The organism is Salegentibacter agarivorans (assembly GCF_900113135.1).
Classification (GTDB): Bacteria; Bacteroidota; Bacteroidia; order Flavobacteriales; family Flavobacteriaceae; genus Salegentibacter; species Salegentibacter agarivorans.
The window spans coordinates 45556-60088 of record NZ_FOOH01000025.1 but is presented as its reverse complement, the minus strand read 5'-3'; the positions used below and the strand labels follow the sequence as shown (position 1 = coordinate 60088).

Genomic DNA, 14533 nt, shown 5'->3' with positions numbered 1-14533 from the left:
AATGGAATTATAACGAAATCAATATCCGAATAAAAAATCCACCCGAGAAGAAACAAGAGTTGAAAATATATCCTGGAGAATAAAACGGTGGGTAACATTATATAAAAACAATGCTAAAACCAGTCTCAAATCGAGAGTCTGTACTTGCTTGCTTAGCGGATTGTCCTGCGGACAATCAAGCTCTCCAGCTCGCACAGTTTTTATACGAGACGTTGCCACACATATGAAAAAACTAATCTTAAAATTATTCCCTCTTTTTATTGTCACACTCTTTATTTCAAATTGTGGGCAAAAACGGGAGCAATCCCAAGCGAATTTTGGAGAAGTAGTGTTTTACGAAGTATTTCCAAAAATATTAGATTCTATTTATTCCGACCATAGAATAATACCGCCACCACCTCCACCAGAGTATTTTAAATTTATGGATTCCTCAGTAAACATTGAAGAAGGATTTGAGGAATGGCAAAAAACCGACCACTTTGAAAAATGGTTAGCAAATTGGGAAAAGACAAAAGATTCTATAGCTCGTGATACAACCACAATCTATTTAGTAGTCCCGGATTCCGTATCTATCAAGTCCAACGAAGACAGGACGGAATTTTTAAATTACATTGGTCTTCATGAAAATCCGACAGATTCTTTGATAATATCCAACTCATTTAAATTAAAATTATCCAAATTGAAAAGTAACCAGAAAAAGATTAAGTTCCTCTATCGTTCGGAATTTCCTGAGGGTAGAGAATTTTGGAGAACGGATTATGATATTTATATAGCTGCGTCACTTGGTTTTTCAAAAATAATATTTGATAAAACCAAAAGGTTTGGAGTCGTGAATGCCGGTTTTGTTATGGGCCCGTTAAATGGATATGGAAAGCGGATTTTTATTAGGAAAGATAAAAATGGCAACTGGGTCGTTGATAAAGTAGAATCTACCTGGATCTCCTAAAATAAACGTGTGGCAACAACCTATAAAAACAATGCTAAAATCAGTCTCAAATCTAAAGCCTGTGTTCGCTTGCTTTGCGGATTGTCCTGCGGACAATCAAGCTCGCCCGCTCGCACAGTTTTTATACGAGACGTTACCCACAAGCTGAAAACCAACCGCACATTTTAGCACTTTCGTTTTTTTCCGACACACAAATCCAACGCTATAATAACCAAAAGAGCTAAAATTTTCCCAATGCTTGAAATTTATGTATTTAAGTATTTGCTTAAATAAGAAATATACGTAACTTTGTTATATGGAAAATAATTCTTGCATAAGACAACAAGCCGATATTGAACAAATAAACCGTTGCAAAGACACAGTTTCGGAATTAAACGAATCGTTCGACTATTTGGCAAACGGACTTTCATTGGTCGGAAATAGCGTTCGACTGAAAATACTCTACCTACTCTTTGAGGAAAAAAGACTTTGTGTTTGTGATTTGAGCGACATTCTCGGAATGAACATTTCAGCTATTTCTCAACATTTAAGGAAAATGAAAGACCGAAATCTATTAGAAACAGAAAGAGATGCTCAAACGATTTTTTACTCACTTACGACTGAATATGAAAAATTACTAAATCCGTTTTTTGAGATACTTGATAAAAACAAAATTTTAGAAACGATATGAAAAGTGAAAACAAATTAATTGGTGCAGGTTTGTTAACTGCAATTACAGCTTCCTTGTGTTGTATTACACCAGTTTTGGCTCTAATCGCAGGAACAAGCGGAATTGCTTCTGCATTTTCTTGGATTGAACCTTTTAGACCTTATTTAATCGGACTGACAATTTTAGTTCTTGGTTTTGCTTGGTATCAAAAACTAAAACCTCAAAAAGAAATTGACTGCGAATGTGAGACGGACGAAAAACCAAAATTTATTCAATCAAAAAAGTTTTTAGGAATCGTAACTGTATTTGCAATTGTAATGTTGGCTTTTCCATACTATTCAGGAATATTTTACCCAAATACAGACAAACAAATAATCGTAGTTGACAAATCGGACATTAAAACGACTGAATTTAAAATAAGCGGAATGACTTGTGCGAGTTGCGAAGAACACGTAAATCACGAAGTAAATAAGCTCAACGGAATTGTGAACTCAAAAGCGTCTTACGAAAATGGAAATGCAATCGTTGAATTTGACAAAACCAAAACCAACGAAACAGAAATCGAGAATGCAATAAACTCAACAGGTTATAAAGTAACCGATAAAAAAGAAAACTAATGGAAGTCAAATTAAAATCAGAAATCACTTGTCCTAATTGCGGACATAAAAAAGTAGAAGATATGCCAACAAACGCTTGTCAATTTTTCTACGAATGCGAGAACTGTAAAACGGTTTTGAAACCAAAAGAAGGAGATTGCTGTGTTTATTGCTCATACGGAACAGTTGCTTGTCCACCAATTCAAGAAAATAAAAGTTGTTGTTAAAAAGCCAACGCTAAAAGCCATACACATTTGCAATTCGCACCAACCAACACTCAAGCCCAAAATTGCAAAAGAGTATGTCTTTGCCAACGCTGAAAACCAAGCTGAACGGAATAAAGCCAGTGGGTAATCGAGTAGACGGGTGACGACCTTATGGCCGCCACTGCGCCTCTCACACCACCGCACGTACGGGTCTCGTATACGGCGGTTCAATAATGAAACTTATCGTTTGTAGTATTCGATTAAACTAACATAACCTTTCATTTTTAAGCGTTCTACGGTAATGGTGGTACGCAAAATAGGACTCTGGGCTACTGCCCAACCGCCCATTCTGGTACGGCTCCAAGCATAGGCTTGGTCAAAGTCAATCCCCAAGCGAATCAGGTTTTTCCGCTTTCGTTCGGGTTTCTTCCAATGATGCCAAATGCAATACCGTAAACGGTTTCTTAGCCATTCTTCAAGCTTTTTAAGCTTTTCTTGAATGGATGCTGGTCTGAAGTAATTTATCCAGCCTCGAAGTAGCAAGTTGATGCGTTGGATACGTTCTTCAAAACTCGCGGGTACCGTCTTTTTGGTCAGGTATTTAAGCTTTGCTTTAAACTCTTTCCATTTTGACAATCCTGCCACCAGTTGATATTTGCCTTTTTCCCCTTTCTTGTAGGTTGGTACAAAACCAAACCCCAATACTTGAAAATCTAAAGGTTTACGTATGCCACTCTTCTCCCTGTTTATGGGAAGCTGGAGCTTGTCCCGCAAGAATTTGTAGATACTGTTGCCTACTCGTTTTGCAGCTTTCTTACTCTTGACGTAAATACTGAAATCATCTGCATATCTTACATAACGATGTCCACGTTTTTCCAGTTCTTTATCCAGCTCGTTGAGCAGGATATTGGAAAGCAGCGGACTTAAAGGAGAGCCTTGTGGCACCCCTTTTCTGCGTTTATGTAGTTTACCGTCAATCAGTATTGGCGCTCTAAGAAATGAACGCAACAGTTTCATCGTTGGCTTGCATTTTACCTTTTTATAAATCAACTCCAAAAGAACAGAGTGTTTCACTTCGTCAAAGAAACTCTTTAAGTCGATATCCACTATGTACTGATAACCGGAGTTAATATTTTCAAGGCTCTGTGACACGGCCTGATGGGCGTTGCGGTTTGGCCTGAACCCATAACTATGCTTCTGAAAGCTTGGCTCAAATACTGGTTGCAAAGCTTGTTGCAGTGCTTGTTGAAATACCCTGTCCACAACGGTGGGAATACCGAGTAATCGCTTCTTCCCATTGCTTTTTGGTATTTCAACACCCAGTATTGGAGATACCTGATAGGACTCCCTTTCTATCTGATCGGTGTATTGTTTGCCGTGAGTTTGCAGAATGGATTTTAGTTCTATTACTTGAACTTCATCTACTCCTGCTGCTCCTTTATTGCGGTACACCTGCCGATAGGCAGCGTTTAGGTTCTTTTTACTTGTTAATTGTTTAATCATAAATCATTACAATCGATTCGCTGTCCCGCTTAATCAAGGGCTACTATCTTACTGGAACACTATCCGCAAGCGTAAGATTGCTCCCTCGTTTATTGAGGACCATTATCGTTCAGTCCTTCACCAACCTATCAGGTGGCTGGCTACTACGGCCTCGGCTGATTTCTCCATATAGTTACACGTAACTTTAGAGACCTCCCCAGGTAAGAACATCTTCTTTCCCTCGATTCCTGCCAGATCTACTGCTTCGGTATTCACTTTAAAAGCGTTTAGGACGTCACAATGATGTGCTTGCTCATCCAACCTCACAGCCTCATATCTGGTTTCTGTTCGTCAGTACCAAGGTTTGTAGTCCTGCTTCCTTCACTTCCTGTCTCACGACAGACAAGCTTGCAGCTTACTAATGGTTCAAGGCGTTACCCCTGCCCATAAGGGACTTGCACCCTCTAGATTAATATCATATCTTCGATATGATAAAGATGCCCATGCTGGGCACACACAACGTATATAAAAAATAGCGGTTTAAGTGCTTAATCTAAAGTGATTTTTATAAATTTAACGTCAGTACCAAACCGAAAAGTTAGTGTGTAAAATCTGCTACTTTTCATATACAAGACCGTTACATACAATGCCTCCAAAAATAAGTTAGCGGTTTAAAAATACTGGAGATAAAAATGGACTGAAAAGCCGAGTTATAGCGGACTGAATTACTTTAAGTCTTTAATTTATTCCTATCGAGGTTGATAATAAAAAAACCGATAATAGGGAATAAAAGTGTGACATAAGTATAAATCCACCTTTTACTTGTTTTATAATTGGATTTGTTCCAAATTTTATGAAGAACATAAAACATCAAGATCAAACTAAAAAAGAAAACGATATAAAGAATATTTGCTTGATCCATAGTGTTGTGAGTTTTTGCTAATATAGTGATTAATTATTTTAATGCGGACAGAAAAGCAAAACGGGCAAAAGCGGATTTGATCACCCGTGCGGCTTTTGACATGATTCTTAAAACGCAGCGGACTTTACTCGGTCGCAGATATAAAAGCGGCTCAGCGAATGTGCTTATTCGGGTGCGTCGGCAAAGTATGTAACAATGTATAAAAACAATGCTTAATTTAGTCCTGAATCGAAACGCCGGTGCTCGCTTGTAACGCCTGATTGTCCTGCGGCCAATCAAGCTCGCCAGCTCGCACTGTTTTTATACGGGACGTTAGCAAACATTAATAAAAATGAACGATACAATATCAAAATGGAAACCCGAACTGTATAATGATAAACATTCATTCGTTTATCATTACGGAGAAAATCTGATAAAATTGCTCGATCCAAAAAATAATGAACGGATTTTGGATTTAGGGTGTGGATCTGGACAATTGACTTTTAAAATAAACGAACTAGCAAAAGAAGCAGTGGGCATTGATAAATCTGATGAGATGATTGCAGATGCCAAATTAAAATTCCCTGATGTTAAATTTCAGGTTGCAGATGCCGGAAATTTTAGTTTCGATAAAAAATTTGACTCGATTTTTTCAAACGCAGCACTTCATTGGGTAAAAGACTATAAGAGTGCAGTAAAATGTATGTATGAAAATCTGAAGCCGACTGGAAAAGTTGTGGTTGAATTTGGAGGAAAAGGAAATGTGCAAACTATAGTGCAGCAATTGAGAGATTCTTTGCGAAACAGAGGTTATATAAAACAATCTAATTTGGATTTATGGTATTTCCCATCAATAGGTGAATATTCAACTGAACTTGAATCGGCTGGTTTCAGGGTGCTTTTCGCAGAGCATTATGATCGACCGACAGAACTTGCAGACGAGAATTCTGGAATAAAGGATTGGATTTCAATGTTTGCAGGGAGTTTTTTCTTCGGAGTCACCAATAATCATATTGAGGAAATTAAAAATGAAGTACAAGAAAATATAAAAGAAAAATGTTTAATTGACGGGAAATGGTTTGCTGACTATAAAAGGATTAGAATAATCGCAATAAAACAAGAAACGTTTGCTAACAACATATAAAAACAATGCTTAATTTGTTTGGAATCGAAACTCCGTGCTCGCTTGCAACGCCTGATTGCCCTGCGGACAATCAAGCTCGCCCGCTCGCACAGTTTTTATACGAGACGTTACCTGCCATTTGAAAAACTCTCTGCATAAAAAGAAAATATGTTTCATTTTGAAAAAAATTTTGGATTATTTATTGGTAAACTAAAAGAGAATATTTATCATAAACACTATGCATTACAAATAAGCGTTTCCGCAAAGTCTAAAATGGAACTTTCTGTAAAAAACGAAAAAGAGATAATTGGAAAATCATTTTTTATAAATTCTAAAGTTGAACATAAATTAATTAGCAATTCAAATCAACTGACTGTTCTTATAAATCCATTAAGTTCTATTGGACACCAACTTCATTTGCAATCTAGAAAGTCGAACTTTAAATTACTTAATGAAAACTTGTCTAATAGGTTAATCGAAACTTTAAATAAGTTTGAAACTTCAGAAATTGATTTTGAAAAATTATGTGAATTAATACGTCAAGTTTTATCGGAATATCAATGCACTTGTGAATCCGAAAACCACTTGGACGAACAAAGAATTATAAATACCATAAAATATATGGACGCTAATTTTGAAAAAGTATTAAGCCTTGAAGAAGTTGCAGAAAAATGCTTTTTATCGCCAACACGTTTTTTGCATTTATTTAAAGAAAAAACAAATTTAACTTTTAGAAGATACCAATTATGGAATAAGTTAATAAAATCACTTCCGTTTTTAGTCAAAAATTCTATTACAGAAACAGCATACACTTTTGGCTTTTCAGACAGTTCACATTATACAAGAACTTTTAAAGAAACCTTTGGAGTAACACCAAAATTTTTAATATCAAAAACATAGCCAGTTTATACAATTTTAAGTCTGTTTAACTTCTCATCTTTGTATTTCAATAGAAACAAAATGAGAACGATATTATTAATAATGCTATTAACACAGTTAAACGCATTTTCACAAACAAACTTAAAAACAATGAAAAATTATTTAAAAGAAACACCTATTTTAAACTATTCAAAGCCTTCCATTCAATCTTTAGTTAAAGAGAAGAAATGGATGGAATTAGATACAATTGAAAGAGTGAAATCAATTTACAATTATGTAAGAGACGATATCAAATTCGGCTATAATGTTTCTGACAATATAACTGCAACACAGGTTTTGGAAGATGGTTATGGGCAATGTAATACAAAAGCGACATTGCTAATGGCACTTTTAAGAGCAACTGGCATTCCAAACAGAATTCACGGTTTCACAATAGATAAAGCATTACAAAAAGGAGCAATTAGTGGTATTTGGTATAAATTATCGCCAAAAAACATTTTACATAGTTGGGTAGAAATTTATGTTAATGAAACTTGGTATTTTTTGGAAGGAGTAATTTTAGACAAAGTGTATTTAACCAAATTACAAGAGAAAAACAAAGATTGTAAAACTACATTTTGTGGTTATGGTGCATACACAGATAATTTTGAAAATCCACCAATTGAATGGAATTTAAACAATACCTATATTCAAGACAAAGGAATAAATCAAGATTTTGGACTTTTTGACACACCAGACGAATTCTATGCTAAACACCAACAAAAATTAGGAGCATTTAAAAGGTTTATTTACAGAAAAATAGTTAGACACAGAATGAACAAAAATGTAAAAAAGATAAGAAACGGCAGGTAACAATGTATAAAAATAATAGCGGGCTTAGTGCTTAATCAAAGTTAGTTTCTTACCTTTAAGGTTCAGTTATAAACCGAAAAGTTTGTGCCTGTAAATCCGCTACTATTCTTATACGTAAACGTTACCACCAATTAGAAAAAAATTATGAACATAGATATTATTGGGGCAGGAATAGGAGGATTATCTACCGCTATTGCACTTGAGCAAAAAGGAATTAAAACTAGGATTTTTGAACAAGCCGAACAGATAAAAGAAGTTGGTGCGGGAATAATTTTAGCCAATAATGCAATGCAAGTTTATGAAAAGTTAGGCTTGCGAAAAATAATTGAGGAAAATGGAAATCCAATCTCTTCAATGAATATTACTAAATCAAATCTAAAACCTCTTTCAAAAATTGACTTATCCCATTTTGAGCAAAAACACAACACAAAAAACGTAGCAATACATCGAGGGAAACTACAACAGATATTGATAAACAAATTAATATCAACCGAAATTAATCTCGACCATAAACTTACTTCAATCGTTAAAAACGAAAATGCATACGATTTGAACTTTGAAAATGGAAATCAAATTAAATCTTCAACGGTTTTAGGAGCAGATGGTCTAAACTCTATTGTTCGTCAAAACTTATTCCCAAACAATAGCATAAGAAATGCTAATCAAATATGTTGGAGAGGAATTACTGAATACGAATTACCGATAAAATTCAGAAACGAACTGAATGAGGCTTGGGGAAAATTAGAACGTTTTGGGTTTGTTCAAATTGCCCAAAATAAAGTTTATTGGTATGCTTTAAAATCGTTCAAAAAAAATAAAAATGAGTTTTCTATCCACGATTTAGAACAGTATTTCAGCGATTACAATTCAGTAATTAAAGACATTATAAAATCAACCAGAAAAGGACAAATAAATACTGCCGAAATTTCTGATTTAAAACCAACAAATATTTGGTATAAAGAAAATGTATGCTTAATCGGAGATTCTGCACACGCAACAACCCCAAATATGGGACAAGGTGCTTGTCAAGCCATAGAAGATGCTTATGTGCTTTCAGAATGTTTGAGCAAATATGGAACTACTAAAGCATTTTCCGAATATCAAAATTTAAGATTACCTAAAGCACATCAAGTAGTAAATGGAAGTTGGCTTGTTGGAAAAATGGCACATCTTTCAAATCCAATATTAATTGGTCTGCGTAATCAAATGTTGAGATTAACACCTTCGTCTGTTAACAGAAAACAGAATGAACAAATTTTTCAATTGGCGAAAATATGATAACAGTATTATCCATAATTTTATTTGTGATTTTTTCTTCGCTAGGTTTTATCCATTTTTACTGGCTTTTGGGTGGAAAATGGGGTCTTGAAAAAGCTTTACCTACAAAAGAAGCTGGACAAAAAGCAATGGAACCACCAAAAACTGCTACTGTAATTGTTGGTATAGGTTTAATTTCATTTGGTTTAATCTATTTGATAAAAACAGGTCTAATTAATTTTCAAATTCCGAATTGGATAGTTACCTATGGAAGTTGGACAATTCCTTGCATTTTTATTTTACGAGCAATTGGTGATTTTAATTATGTTGGTTTGTTTAAGAAAATAAAGAATACTGAATTTTCGAAAGCTGATTCAAAATGGTTTATCCCTTTGTGTTTGACAATTGGAATATTAGGAATATTGATACAACTTATGAATAAATAACTGGTGGTAATAACTAAGCGTTCGTGTGGCCGGTACGGCCCAACATGAACGCACTGTTGACTAAACCGGTTCTTTGCCGGTCAGCCATATATGGGGATTAGTTTGTTTTTAGGAGGTAAGATTTGATAGGTAGGCCATCTAAATCTCTATGCAAGATGTCGGCTTTTGGCTATTGACCTAAGTCAAGCTGCTTTTTACTTTGTTCTTTTACTGGTACTTACAGGATTTAATGCCATTTTGATCGTTTTAGGCCATAGATTTCCGGTTACGTCCGGAAGGATCGTTTTTTTATACTCATTTATTTGATTGTTTTCTTAGTTTTTCCGTATGCAGTCGGCTAAGTACCCCGCGGTAAATTGGGTATAATTTTGTAAGCAGTTTCTTTGCTTATTTATTTAGCTGTAATTTCTTGTAATTCTGGGGATAGAGATTCTTAATATCCTTGTACTTGATGGTCATGATATTTTCCAAGGTATATTTTAACCACTCATAGGGATTCACCTCGTGCTTTTTACAAATAGCAAAGAAGGAATAGATTGCCGCAGCTCTCTGGGCAGCTTTATGAGATCCGGCAAATAGGTAATTTTTTCTTCCCACAGCAACCGGGCGAATTTTTCCTTCAATTTGATTATTATCGATTAATAAATTCCCGTCATACAGGTAAGCACACAGGGCATCCCACCTGGATACACTATAGGCAAGGGCTTTTCCTATCAGGCTCTTTGGTAAGGTAGCCTTAAGCTGCCCAGTCATCCATTTCCCCAACTCGTTGATTATCGGAAGTGCTTCTTTAAGCCGTACTTCTTTGATTTGATCCGGACTAAGATTCGCCTCTTTGATTCTTCTTTCAATTGCATATAATTTTTGGATCTCCTTTAAGGCACGGGTTGCCCTTTCCGGGTCATTATCCAGCGATTTTTCATAATAACGCCGGGCATGGGCCCAGCATCCCAGATGGATGACCCCTTCTTTTTTAGCATAATGATCATAGACTGCATACCCATCGGTCTGAAGGTAGCCTTTAAAATCTGTAAGCATGGCCTGAGGTGCCTTTTGCCCACGGCCAAGCTGGTAGTCAAAGACTATATTTCCATCGATGGGACTGTGATATACCCAATAAAACCCCAGATGAGTTTTTCCTTTTTTCCCCTCATCCTGCACCTTTATCGTCGTTTCATCAACCTGCAAGTAGCCTTGAGATTTTACATCAGCTATGAGTTCTTCAAAGAGTGGCACAATCCGATCAATCCCCCTGGCACACCAGCCATTCATAGAGGAAGGAGCAATGGGTACCTTTTCTCTTTTAAAGCGCTCAAGCTGTCGGTGAAGCGGCATATGGTCACAGTATTTATCAACTAATAGAGACGTTATCAGTCCTGATCCGGGAATACCTTTATCGATCACCCGCTCGGGAAGTTCTCCTATGATCACACCTTCTCCGGATTTGTGAGCGTATTTATACCGGATATATCTGCGGATAAAAAAGCGTGCAGGCTCGTATTCCAGTTCATCGGTCTCTTCCTGGCCGATACATTTCATCTGGGAGATATCTCCCTCGGGATAGATCTTCACTTCCTCTACCGGAAGATGATCCGGAAGCGGCTGACGCCCTTTATGAGTAGCATTTTTCTTCTTACGCTGGTAGGTAATCTTTTCTGTAAAGGTTTCTTCTCGTTTTTCAAGATCCTGGGCAGTAACCTCAAAAGGCAAAGCTAGCTGATCCTTATCTTCAAAACGCTCGCGTTTCTGACCGAACTGCATCCTTCGGAACATCTGCAGCTGGCTTTCCAGGTAAGCTATTTTTTCCTCCAGAACTCCGGATTTACTCAAATAGCTGCGAAGATGCTCCTCAGCCCGGGCAAGTTCCTTATCTTTTTGCTTTAATTCTTTATCTTTTTGTTTTAAATTCTCTTTTTGAAGCTCTAATTCCTGCTGAGATTTTTGAAGCTCTTTTTTATGGAATGTCGCCTGTGCTGATTGCTCTTTTAAAAGGTCCAACAGCTGTTGTTTTGAAAGGGTTTTCAGGGATTTTTCCATAGTATAAAAGTACGGATTTCCCTGCTTTTTTACAATAATTATTTTGTGTTTTTATCAGTAAAATCAAGGGATTCGGGAGGATTATACCGACTAAGGTGACGCAGCTTTTCTGCCTTGATTCCCTCGATCATCAGCACCAGCTGACTCCAACTAACATTGCCTGACTCAAGCACTTTAGGAAGCGAGAACGTTCCTTTCTCAAGACGTTTATAATAAATTACAAAACCCCCGGACTCCCAGTGCAGAAGTTTGATATGAGTAGCCCGGCGGTTGATGAATATAAAAACATCGCCACTGATGGGATCCTTTCCCATCTGAGCGGTAACCAATCCCGATAGGCCATGGAAACCCTTTCTCATATCGCAAGGCTGGCTAAAGAGGTAGTACCGATTGGAGGAACTTAAACTAAACATGGGTTAAAGGTTTACCAGGGCTGCTAACTGGGTCAAACCAATCCCGGAAACTTCTAACTGCACTCCATTAGGATATTTCAGTCGATACTGAGCGTGGAAGGCATCCGTTTTACCTGGAGTGATCTCTACAAATCCATCCGGAGCTTCCGATTTGCTGTTCTTCCATTTTTTTTGAACCAGTAATAAAAATTACTTCGAAGGATCCCATGGTTGTGGCAAAAATCTTTTTTACTTAAACCACTAGCTTTCCATTCCTGAATTAACTCAAACATATAGGCTTGCTTATCCATCTCTTTTTTGGAGGCAAGCTAGAATTTATCTTAAGTTTACACCAGATGTACTTGGCCAACCGGATACGAGCAGTTTGGGAGTTTTAAGCAATTGCTTTACCTCACTACGGCTTAATACCACTGGAAGTTTGTGGGGACGTTCAATAGAGGGAAGCATTACCCGCATCTCCTTCATCCCGGAGATTCGATAGGCATAGCGAAGACCATAGACCGTATGCTTGAAGAAACTGTCGGATGGTGTTTTGTGCTGGGATTTTAGAAGGTGCAGGTAATCCAAAACCTGTTCTTCATCGAGATCAAGGGGACTACATTTAAAATGGATGGACATATGCGCAAGGCAGCGGGAGTAGTTGGTAAGGGTACTTTGACTTTTACCGGCGAGTTCTACGGAACGTTTTAACTTGCGGTAGAGTTCGCCGAACTCGGGTACAGAAATACAAGCCCTGTCAATGAGGGTACTACTTTTTTTTCATAACTTTCAGTATTATAATTAGAGATACTTAAAGGTAGTGAATAGTGATTTAGCGATCTCTTGAAGCTACCTTTAGGTTTAGTTCAACAACGTATATAAAAAATAGCGGTTTAAGTGCTTAAACAAAAGAAAATTAATAAATTAGAGGTCAGTTATAATCCGAAAAGTTAGTGCTTAAAATCCGCTACTTTTCATATACAAAACCGTTATGTGCAACTTAAGACCACCTGATAATTATAGCCTTTCTAGTTTGGCGAAACCTACTGTCTTTCTGTAATTATCTGGAGAAACACCTACTTTTTTCTTAAAAAATCGACTAAAATAAAATTCATCATAATAACCAAGTCCAGCTGCAATCTGTTTCAAAGGTTTTGATGTTAAATATAGCTCTCGTTTAGCCGCTATAACAATTCTATTAGAAATTAAATCGCTAGGTGTTTGCTGTAAATATTTTTTTACAATCCCTGCCAATGTTTTTGTACTAATACACAAAACATCTGCATAATCTTTCGGAGAATGTAATTCACAATAATTTTTCTCAATAGAATCTACTAAATTTTGTAGGATTTCTGATTGACCATCAGAAAATTTTGGAACTATCTCTTTATCGAATTGTTTTTTCTGTCTCACTGCTTCTATCAAAAATACCTTTAAAAAAGCCACAAGAACTTCATGTTGAGCAATAGAATCTCTATCCATCTCTTTAGAAATTTGGTCTATGAGATTAAAAAGCAGCCCTTCTTCAGAAATTTGAAAATGTGGTAATCCATGAAAGTTGTTAAAAAGAACGCCTTCTGTTTCAATTTCATTTTGATGACGATATGTACAAAAAAAGTCAGGGTGAAAATTTAATAACCAGCCTTGACAACGTTCTTCAGAAGAAATCATAAATGGTTGATAAGGCGACAAGCAAATCATTTGATAACCTTGCAGTTCATAATTAGAAAGGTCTACACTTAACTTATAGTTGCTTGCGTTAAGTAAAATAATAGAATAATAATTTTTTCTTTGTAAATGATCAAATTGATTAAGATTTTCAAACCTTTCTAGTCTAAAGGCTAATTCACCATTTTGTTTATCTATAATAATTTGAGCCATAAGAATATATTTCTTTATTTAATATTACATATAAAAAGAAAGGAGTGTTTTACACTCCTTTCTAAAGATATAAATTATTTGGAAGCTATAATATCTATTTTTTGAATTGCAGTTGCTTGGAAACCTTCTAAAAGAACAGGAGCATTTTCCATAAGTGCTGCAGCAACTTTACCTGTTAAATGAGCATCTCTACCTGAATCATCTGCAAAGGTATCAAAGATTGCATAAGTAGTTGCATCTATTTTTATAGCATACCAAGATAAAGTCTTTGGCTCATCACTTACTAATTGTTTTCCAACATTAAGAAAATTTTCGACATCTGCTGTCTTTGCTTCTTTAGATTTCATAATAACAAGTAAGCCATTGTTTTGCAATCCGGACTTATGATTAGATGCCAATACATCTGTTGGTTGAATATCTGTACTAGGATCAAAATCTTCTAACAAATCACCTGCATTTGCTAATAATGCCTTTGCAACTTCGCCTGTTAAATGAGCTTGCCTACCTTCTTCTACTTCAAAGGTATCATAGATACCAAAAGTTTTACTGTCTATCTGAAAGGCAAACCAAGATACTGTTTGGGGTTCTTGATTCACTAGTGCTAATCCACCAAGTAAAAAGTTTTTAACGTCTTGCTCTTTTCCTGGCTTTGCTTTCATAATTACTAATAATCCGATTGTTTCATTTTTGGTACTGTTCATAATGTTTGTGTTTTTAGTTTTTGAAAATGTTTGAGTTGTAAATCCTAGTAAAAAACTAGGAGCACTAATTTTAATGGAACTGTAGTTTTCATTTTTTCTTGTTTTTTTGTTACAATGCAAATTTGGGGTGAAACAAAGGACTGTGGAATGGATATTTATTACTATGGCATGGACGATTTTCTGAA

General features: G+C 36.1%; 15 protein-coding genes. 9 read left to right on the top strand and 6 right to left on the bottom strand.

All coding sequences use genetic code 11. The features are described from left to right. The first annotated feature begins 223 nt into the window (after nucleotides 1-223). The 4 genes from BM084_RS15650 to BM084_RS15635 all read left to right on the top strand — a co-directional run bounded on the left by BM084_RS15650 (nucleotide 224) and on the right by BM084_RS15635 (nucleotide 2418). The gene (locus BM084_RS15650) at nucleotides 224-946 is read left to right on the top strand and encodes a hypothetical protein (RefSeq protein WP_093305946.1); all 723 of its coding nucleotides are present in this window, start codon (nucleotides 224-226) and stop codon (nucleotides 944-946) included. Between the two features lie 295 nt (nucleotides 947-1241). Next, nucleotides 1242-1616 carry an ArsR/SmtB family transcription factor gene (locus BM084_RS15645; protein WP_085766193.1) on the top strand — a complete coding sequence of 125 codons (375 nt, stop codon included), beginning with the start codon at nucleotides 1242-1244 and terminating at the stop codon, nucleotides 1614-1616. Beyond that, nucleotides 1613-2212 (top strand): mercuric transport protein MerTP, encoded by a 600-nt coding sequence (merTP, locus tag BM084_RS15640; RefSeq protein WP_085766192.1) that lies wholly within the window; start codon nucleotides 1613-1615, stop codon nucleotides 2210-2212. The genes BM084_RS15645 and merTP overlap by 4 nt, the downstream gene beginning before the upstream one ends. Beyond that, the gene (locus tag BM084_RS15635; RefSeq protein ID WP_085766191.1) at nucleotides 2212-2418 is read left to right on the top strand and encodes a GDCCVxC domain-containing (seleno)protein; all 207 of its coding nucleotides are present in this window, start codon (nucleotides 2212-2214) and stop codon (nucleotides 2416-2418) included. Before merTP ends, BM084_RS15635 begins: the two co-directional genes overlap by 1 nt. Nucleotides 2419-2637: 219 nt before the next feature. Here the strand turns inward: BM084_RS15635 and ltrA are convergent, their stop codons facing one another. Beyond that, the gene (gene ltrA / locus BM084_RS15630) at nucleotides 2638-3900 is read right to left on the bottom strand and encodes a group II intron reverse transcriptase/maturase (protein WP_093305944.1); all 1263 of its coding nucleotides are present in this window, start codon (nucleotides 3898-3900) and stop codon (nucleotides 2638-2640) included. Between the two features lie 1232 nt (nucleotides 3901-5132). Between ltrA and BM084_RS15620 the strand changes: the two genes are divergently transcribed. From BM084_RS15620 to BM084_RS15600, 5 genes are all read left to right on the top strand, one after another. Beyond that, nucleotides 5133-5924 carry a class I SAM-dependent methyltransferase gene (locus tag BM084_RS15620; protein WP_037320346.1) on the top strand — a complete coding sequence of 264 codons (792 nt, stop codon included), beginning with the start codon at nucleotides 5133-5135 and terminating at the stop codon, nucleotides 5922-5924. A gap of 147 nt (nucleotides 5925-6071) precedes the next feature. Continuing rightward, nucleotides 6072-6803 (top strand): helix-turn-helix domain-containing protein, encoded by a 732-nt coding sequence (locus BM084_RS15615; protein ID WP_093305940.1) that lies wholly within the window; start codon nucleotides 6072-6074, stop codon nucleotides 6801-6803. 60 nt (nucleotides 6804-6863) lie between these two features. Continuing rightward, nucleotides 6864-7634: a transglutaminase-like domain-containing protein gene (locus tag BM084_RS15610; RefSeq protein ID WP_245764394.1), complete on the top strand. Its 771-nt coding sequence runs from the start codon at nucleotides 6864-6866 to the stop codon at nucleotides 7632-7634. 144 nt (nucleotides 7635-7778) lie between these two features. Then, nucleotides 7779-8912: an FAD-dependent monooxygenase gene (locus BM084_RS15605; protein ID WP_093305936.1), complete on the top strand. Its 1134-nt coding sequence runs from the start codon at nucleotides 7779-7781 to the stop codon at nucleotides 8910-8912. Continuing rightward, nucleotides 8909-9337, top strand: a complete 429-nt coding sequence (locus BM084_RS15600; protein WP_093305934.1) for a DUF3995 domain-containing protein — start codon at nucleotides 8909-8911, stop codon at nucleotides 9335-9337. Before BM084_RS15605 ends, BM084_RS15600 begins: the two co-directional genes overlap by 4 nt. A 387-nt stretch (nucleotides 9338-9724) precedes the next feature. On the opposite strand, the gene tnpC is transcribed toward BM084_RS15600, so the two are convergent. The 5 genes from tnpC to BM084_RS19215 form a co-directional block, all read right to left on the bottom strand. Beyond that, the gene (gene tnpC / locus BM084_RS15595; protein WP_093305930.1) at nucleotides 9725-11374 is read right to left on the bottom strand and encodes an IS66 family transposase; all 1650 of its coding nucleotides are present in this window, start codon (nucleotides 11372-11374) and stop codon (nucleotides 9725-9727) included. 38 nt (nucleotides 11375-11412) lie between these two features. After that, complete coding sequence (tnpB, locus tag BM084_RS15590; protein ID WP_093305928.1) at nucleotides 11413-11787, bottom strand: IS66 family insertion sequence element accessory protein TnpB; 375 nt, start codon at nucleotides 11785-11787, stop codon at nucleotides 11413-11415. 125 nt (nucleotides 11788-11912) lie between these two features. Next, nucleotides 11913-12077 (bottom strand): IS66 family insertion sequence element accessory protein TnpA, encoded by a 165-nt coding sequence (gene tnpA, locus BM084_RS19705; protein WP_394333654.1) that lies wholly within the window; start codon nucleotides 12075-12077, stop codon nucleotides 11913-11915. 706 nt (nucleotides 12078-12783) lie between these two features. After that, the gene (locus BM084_RS15580) at nucleotides 12784-13647 is read right to left on the bottom strand and encodes a helix-turn-helix domain-containing protein (protein ID WP_093305926.1); all 864 of its coding nucleotides are present in this window, start codon (nucleotides 13645-13647) and stop codon (nucleotides 12784-12786) included. A 74-nt stretch (nucleotides 13648-13721) separates the two neighbouring features. Further along, nucleotides 13722-14348 (bottom strand): putative quinol monooxygenase, encoded by a 627-nt coding sequence (locus BM084_RS19215; RefSeq protein WP_177195722.1) that lies wholly within the window; start codon nucleotides 14346-14348, stop codon nucleotides 13722-13724. Between the last annotated feature and the right edge of the window lie 185 nt (nucleotides 14349-14533).

Coding starts and splice junctions, on each gene's coding strand:
- ltrA (WP_093305944.1), bottom strand. CDS start 3,900: ATGATTAAACAATTAACAAGTAAAAAGAACCTAAACGCTGCCTATCGG.
- BM084_RS15615 (WP_093305940.1), top strand. CDS start 6,072: ATGTTTCATTTTGAAAAAAATTTTGGATTATTTATTGGTAAACTAAAA.
- BM084_RS15580 (WP_093305926.1), bottom strand. CDS start 13,647: ATGGCTCAAATTATTATAGATAAACAAAATGGTGAATTAGCCTTTAGA.
- merTP (WP_085766192.1), top strand. CDS start 1,613: ATGAAAAGTGAAAACAAATTAATTGGTGCAGGTTTGTTAACTGCAATT.
- tnpB (WP_093305928.1), bottom strand. CDS start 11,787: ATGTTTAGTTTAAGTTCCTCCAATCGGTACTACCTCTTTAGCCAGCCT.
- BM084_RS15605 (WP_093305936.1), top strand. CDS start 7,779: ATGAACATAGATATTATTGGGGCAGGAATAGGAGGATTATCTACCGCT.
- BM084_RS19215 (WP_177195722.1), bottom strand. CDS start 14,348: ATGAACAGTACCAAAAATGAAACAATCGGATTATTAGTAATTATGAAA.
- BM084_RS15610 (WP_245764394.1), top strand. CDS start 6,864: ATGAGAACGATATTATTAATAATGCTATTAACACAGTTAAACGCATTT.
- BM084_RS15620 (WP_037320346.1), top strand. CDS start 5,133: ATGAACGATACAATATCAAAATGGAAACCCGAACTGTATAATGATAAA.
- tnpA (WP_394333654.1), bottom strand. CDS start 12,077: ATGGATAAGCAAGCCTATATGTTTGAGTTAATTCAGGAATGGAAAGCT.
- BM084_RS15635 (WP_085766191.1), top strand. CDS start 2,212: ATGGAAGTCAAATTAAAATCAGAAATCACTTGTCCTAATTGCGGACAT.
- BM084_RS15600 (WP_093305934.1), top strand. CDS start 8,909: ATGATAACAGTATTATCCATAATTTTATTTGTGATTTTTTCTTCGCTA.
- tnpC (WP_093305930.1), bottom strand. CDS start 11,374: ATGGAAAAATCCCTGAAAACCCTTTCAAAACAACAGCTGTTGGACCTT.
- BM084_RS15650 (WP_093305946.1), top strand. CDS start 224: ATGAAAAAACTAATCTTAAAATTATTCCCTCTTTTTATTGTCACACTC.
- BM084_RS15645 (WP_085766193.1), top strand. CDS start 1,242: ATGGAAAATAATTCTTGCATAAGACAACAAGCCGATATTGAACAAATA.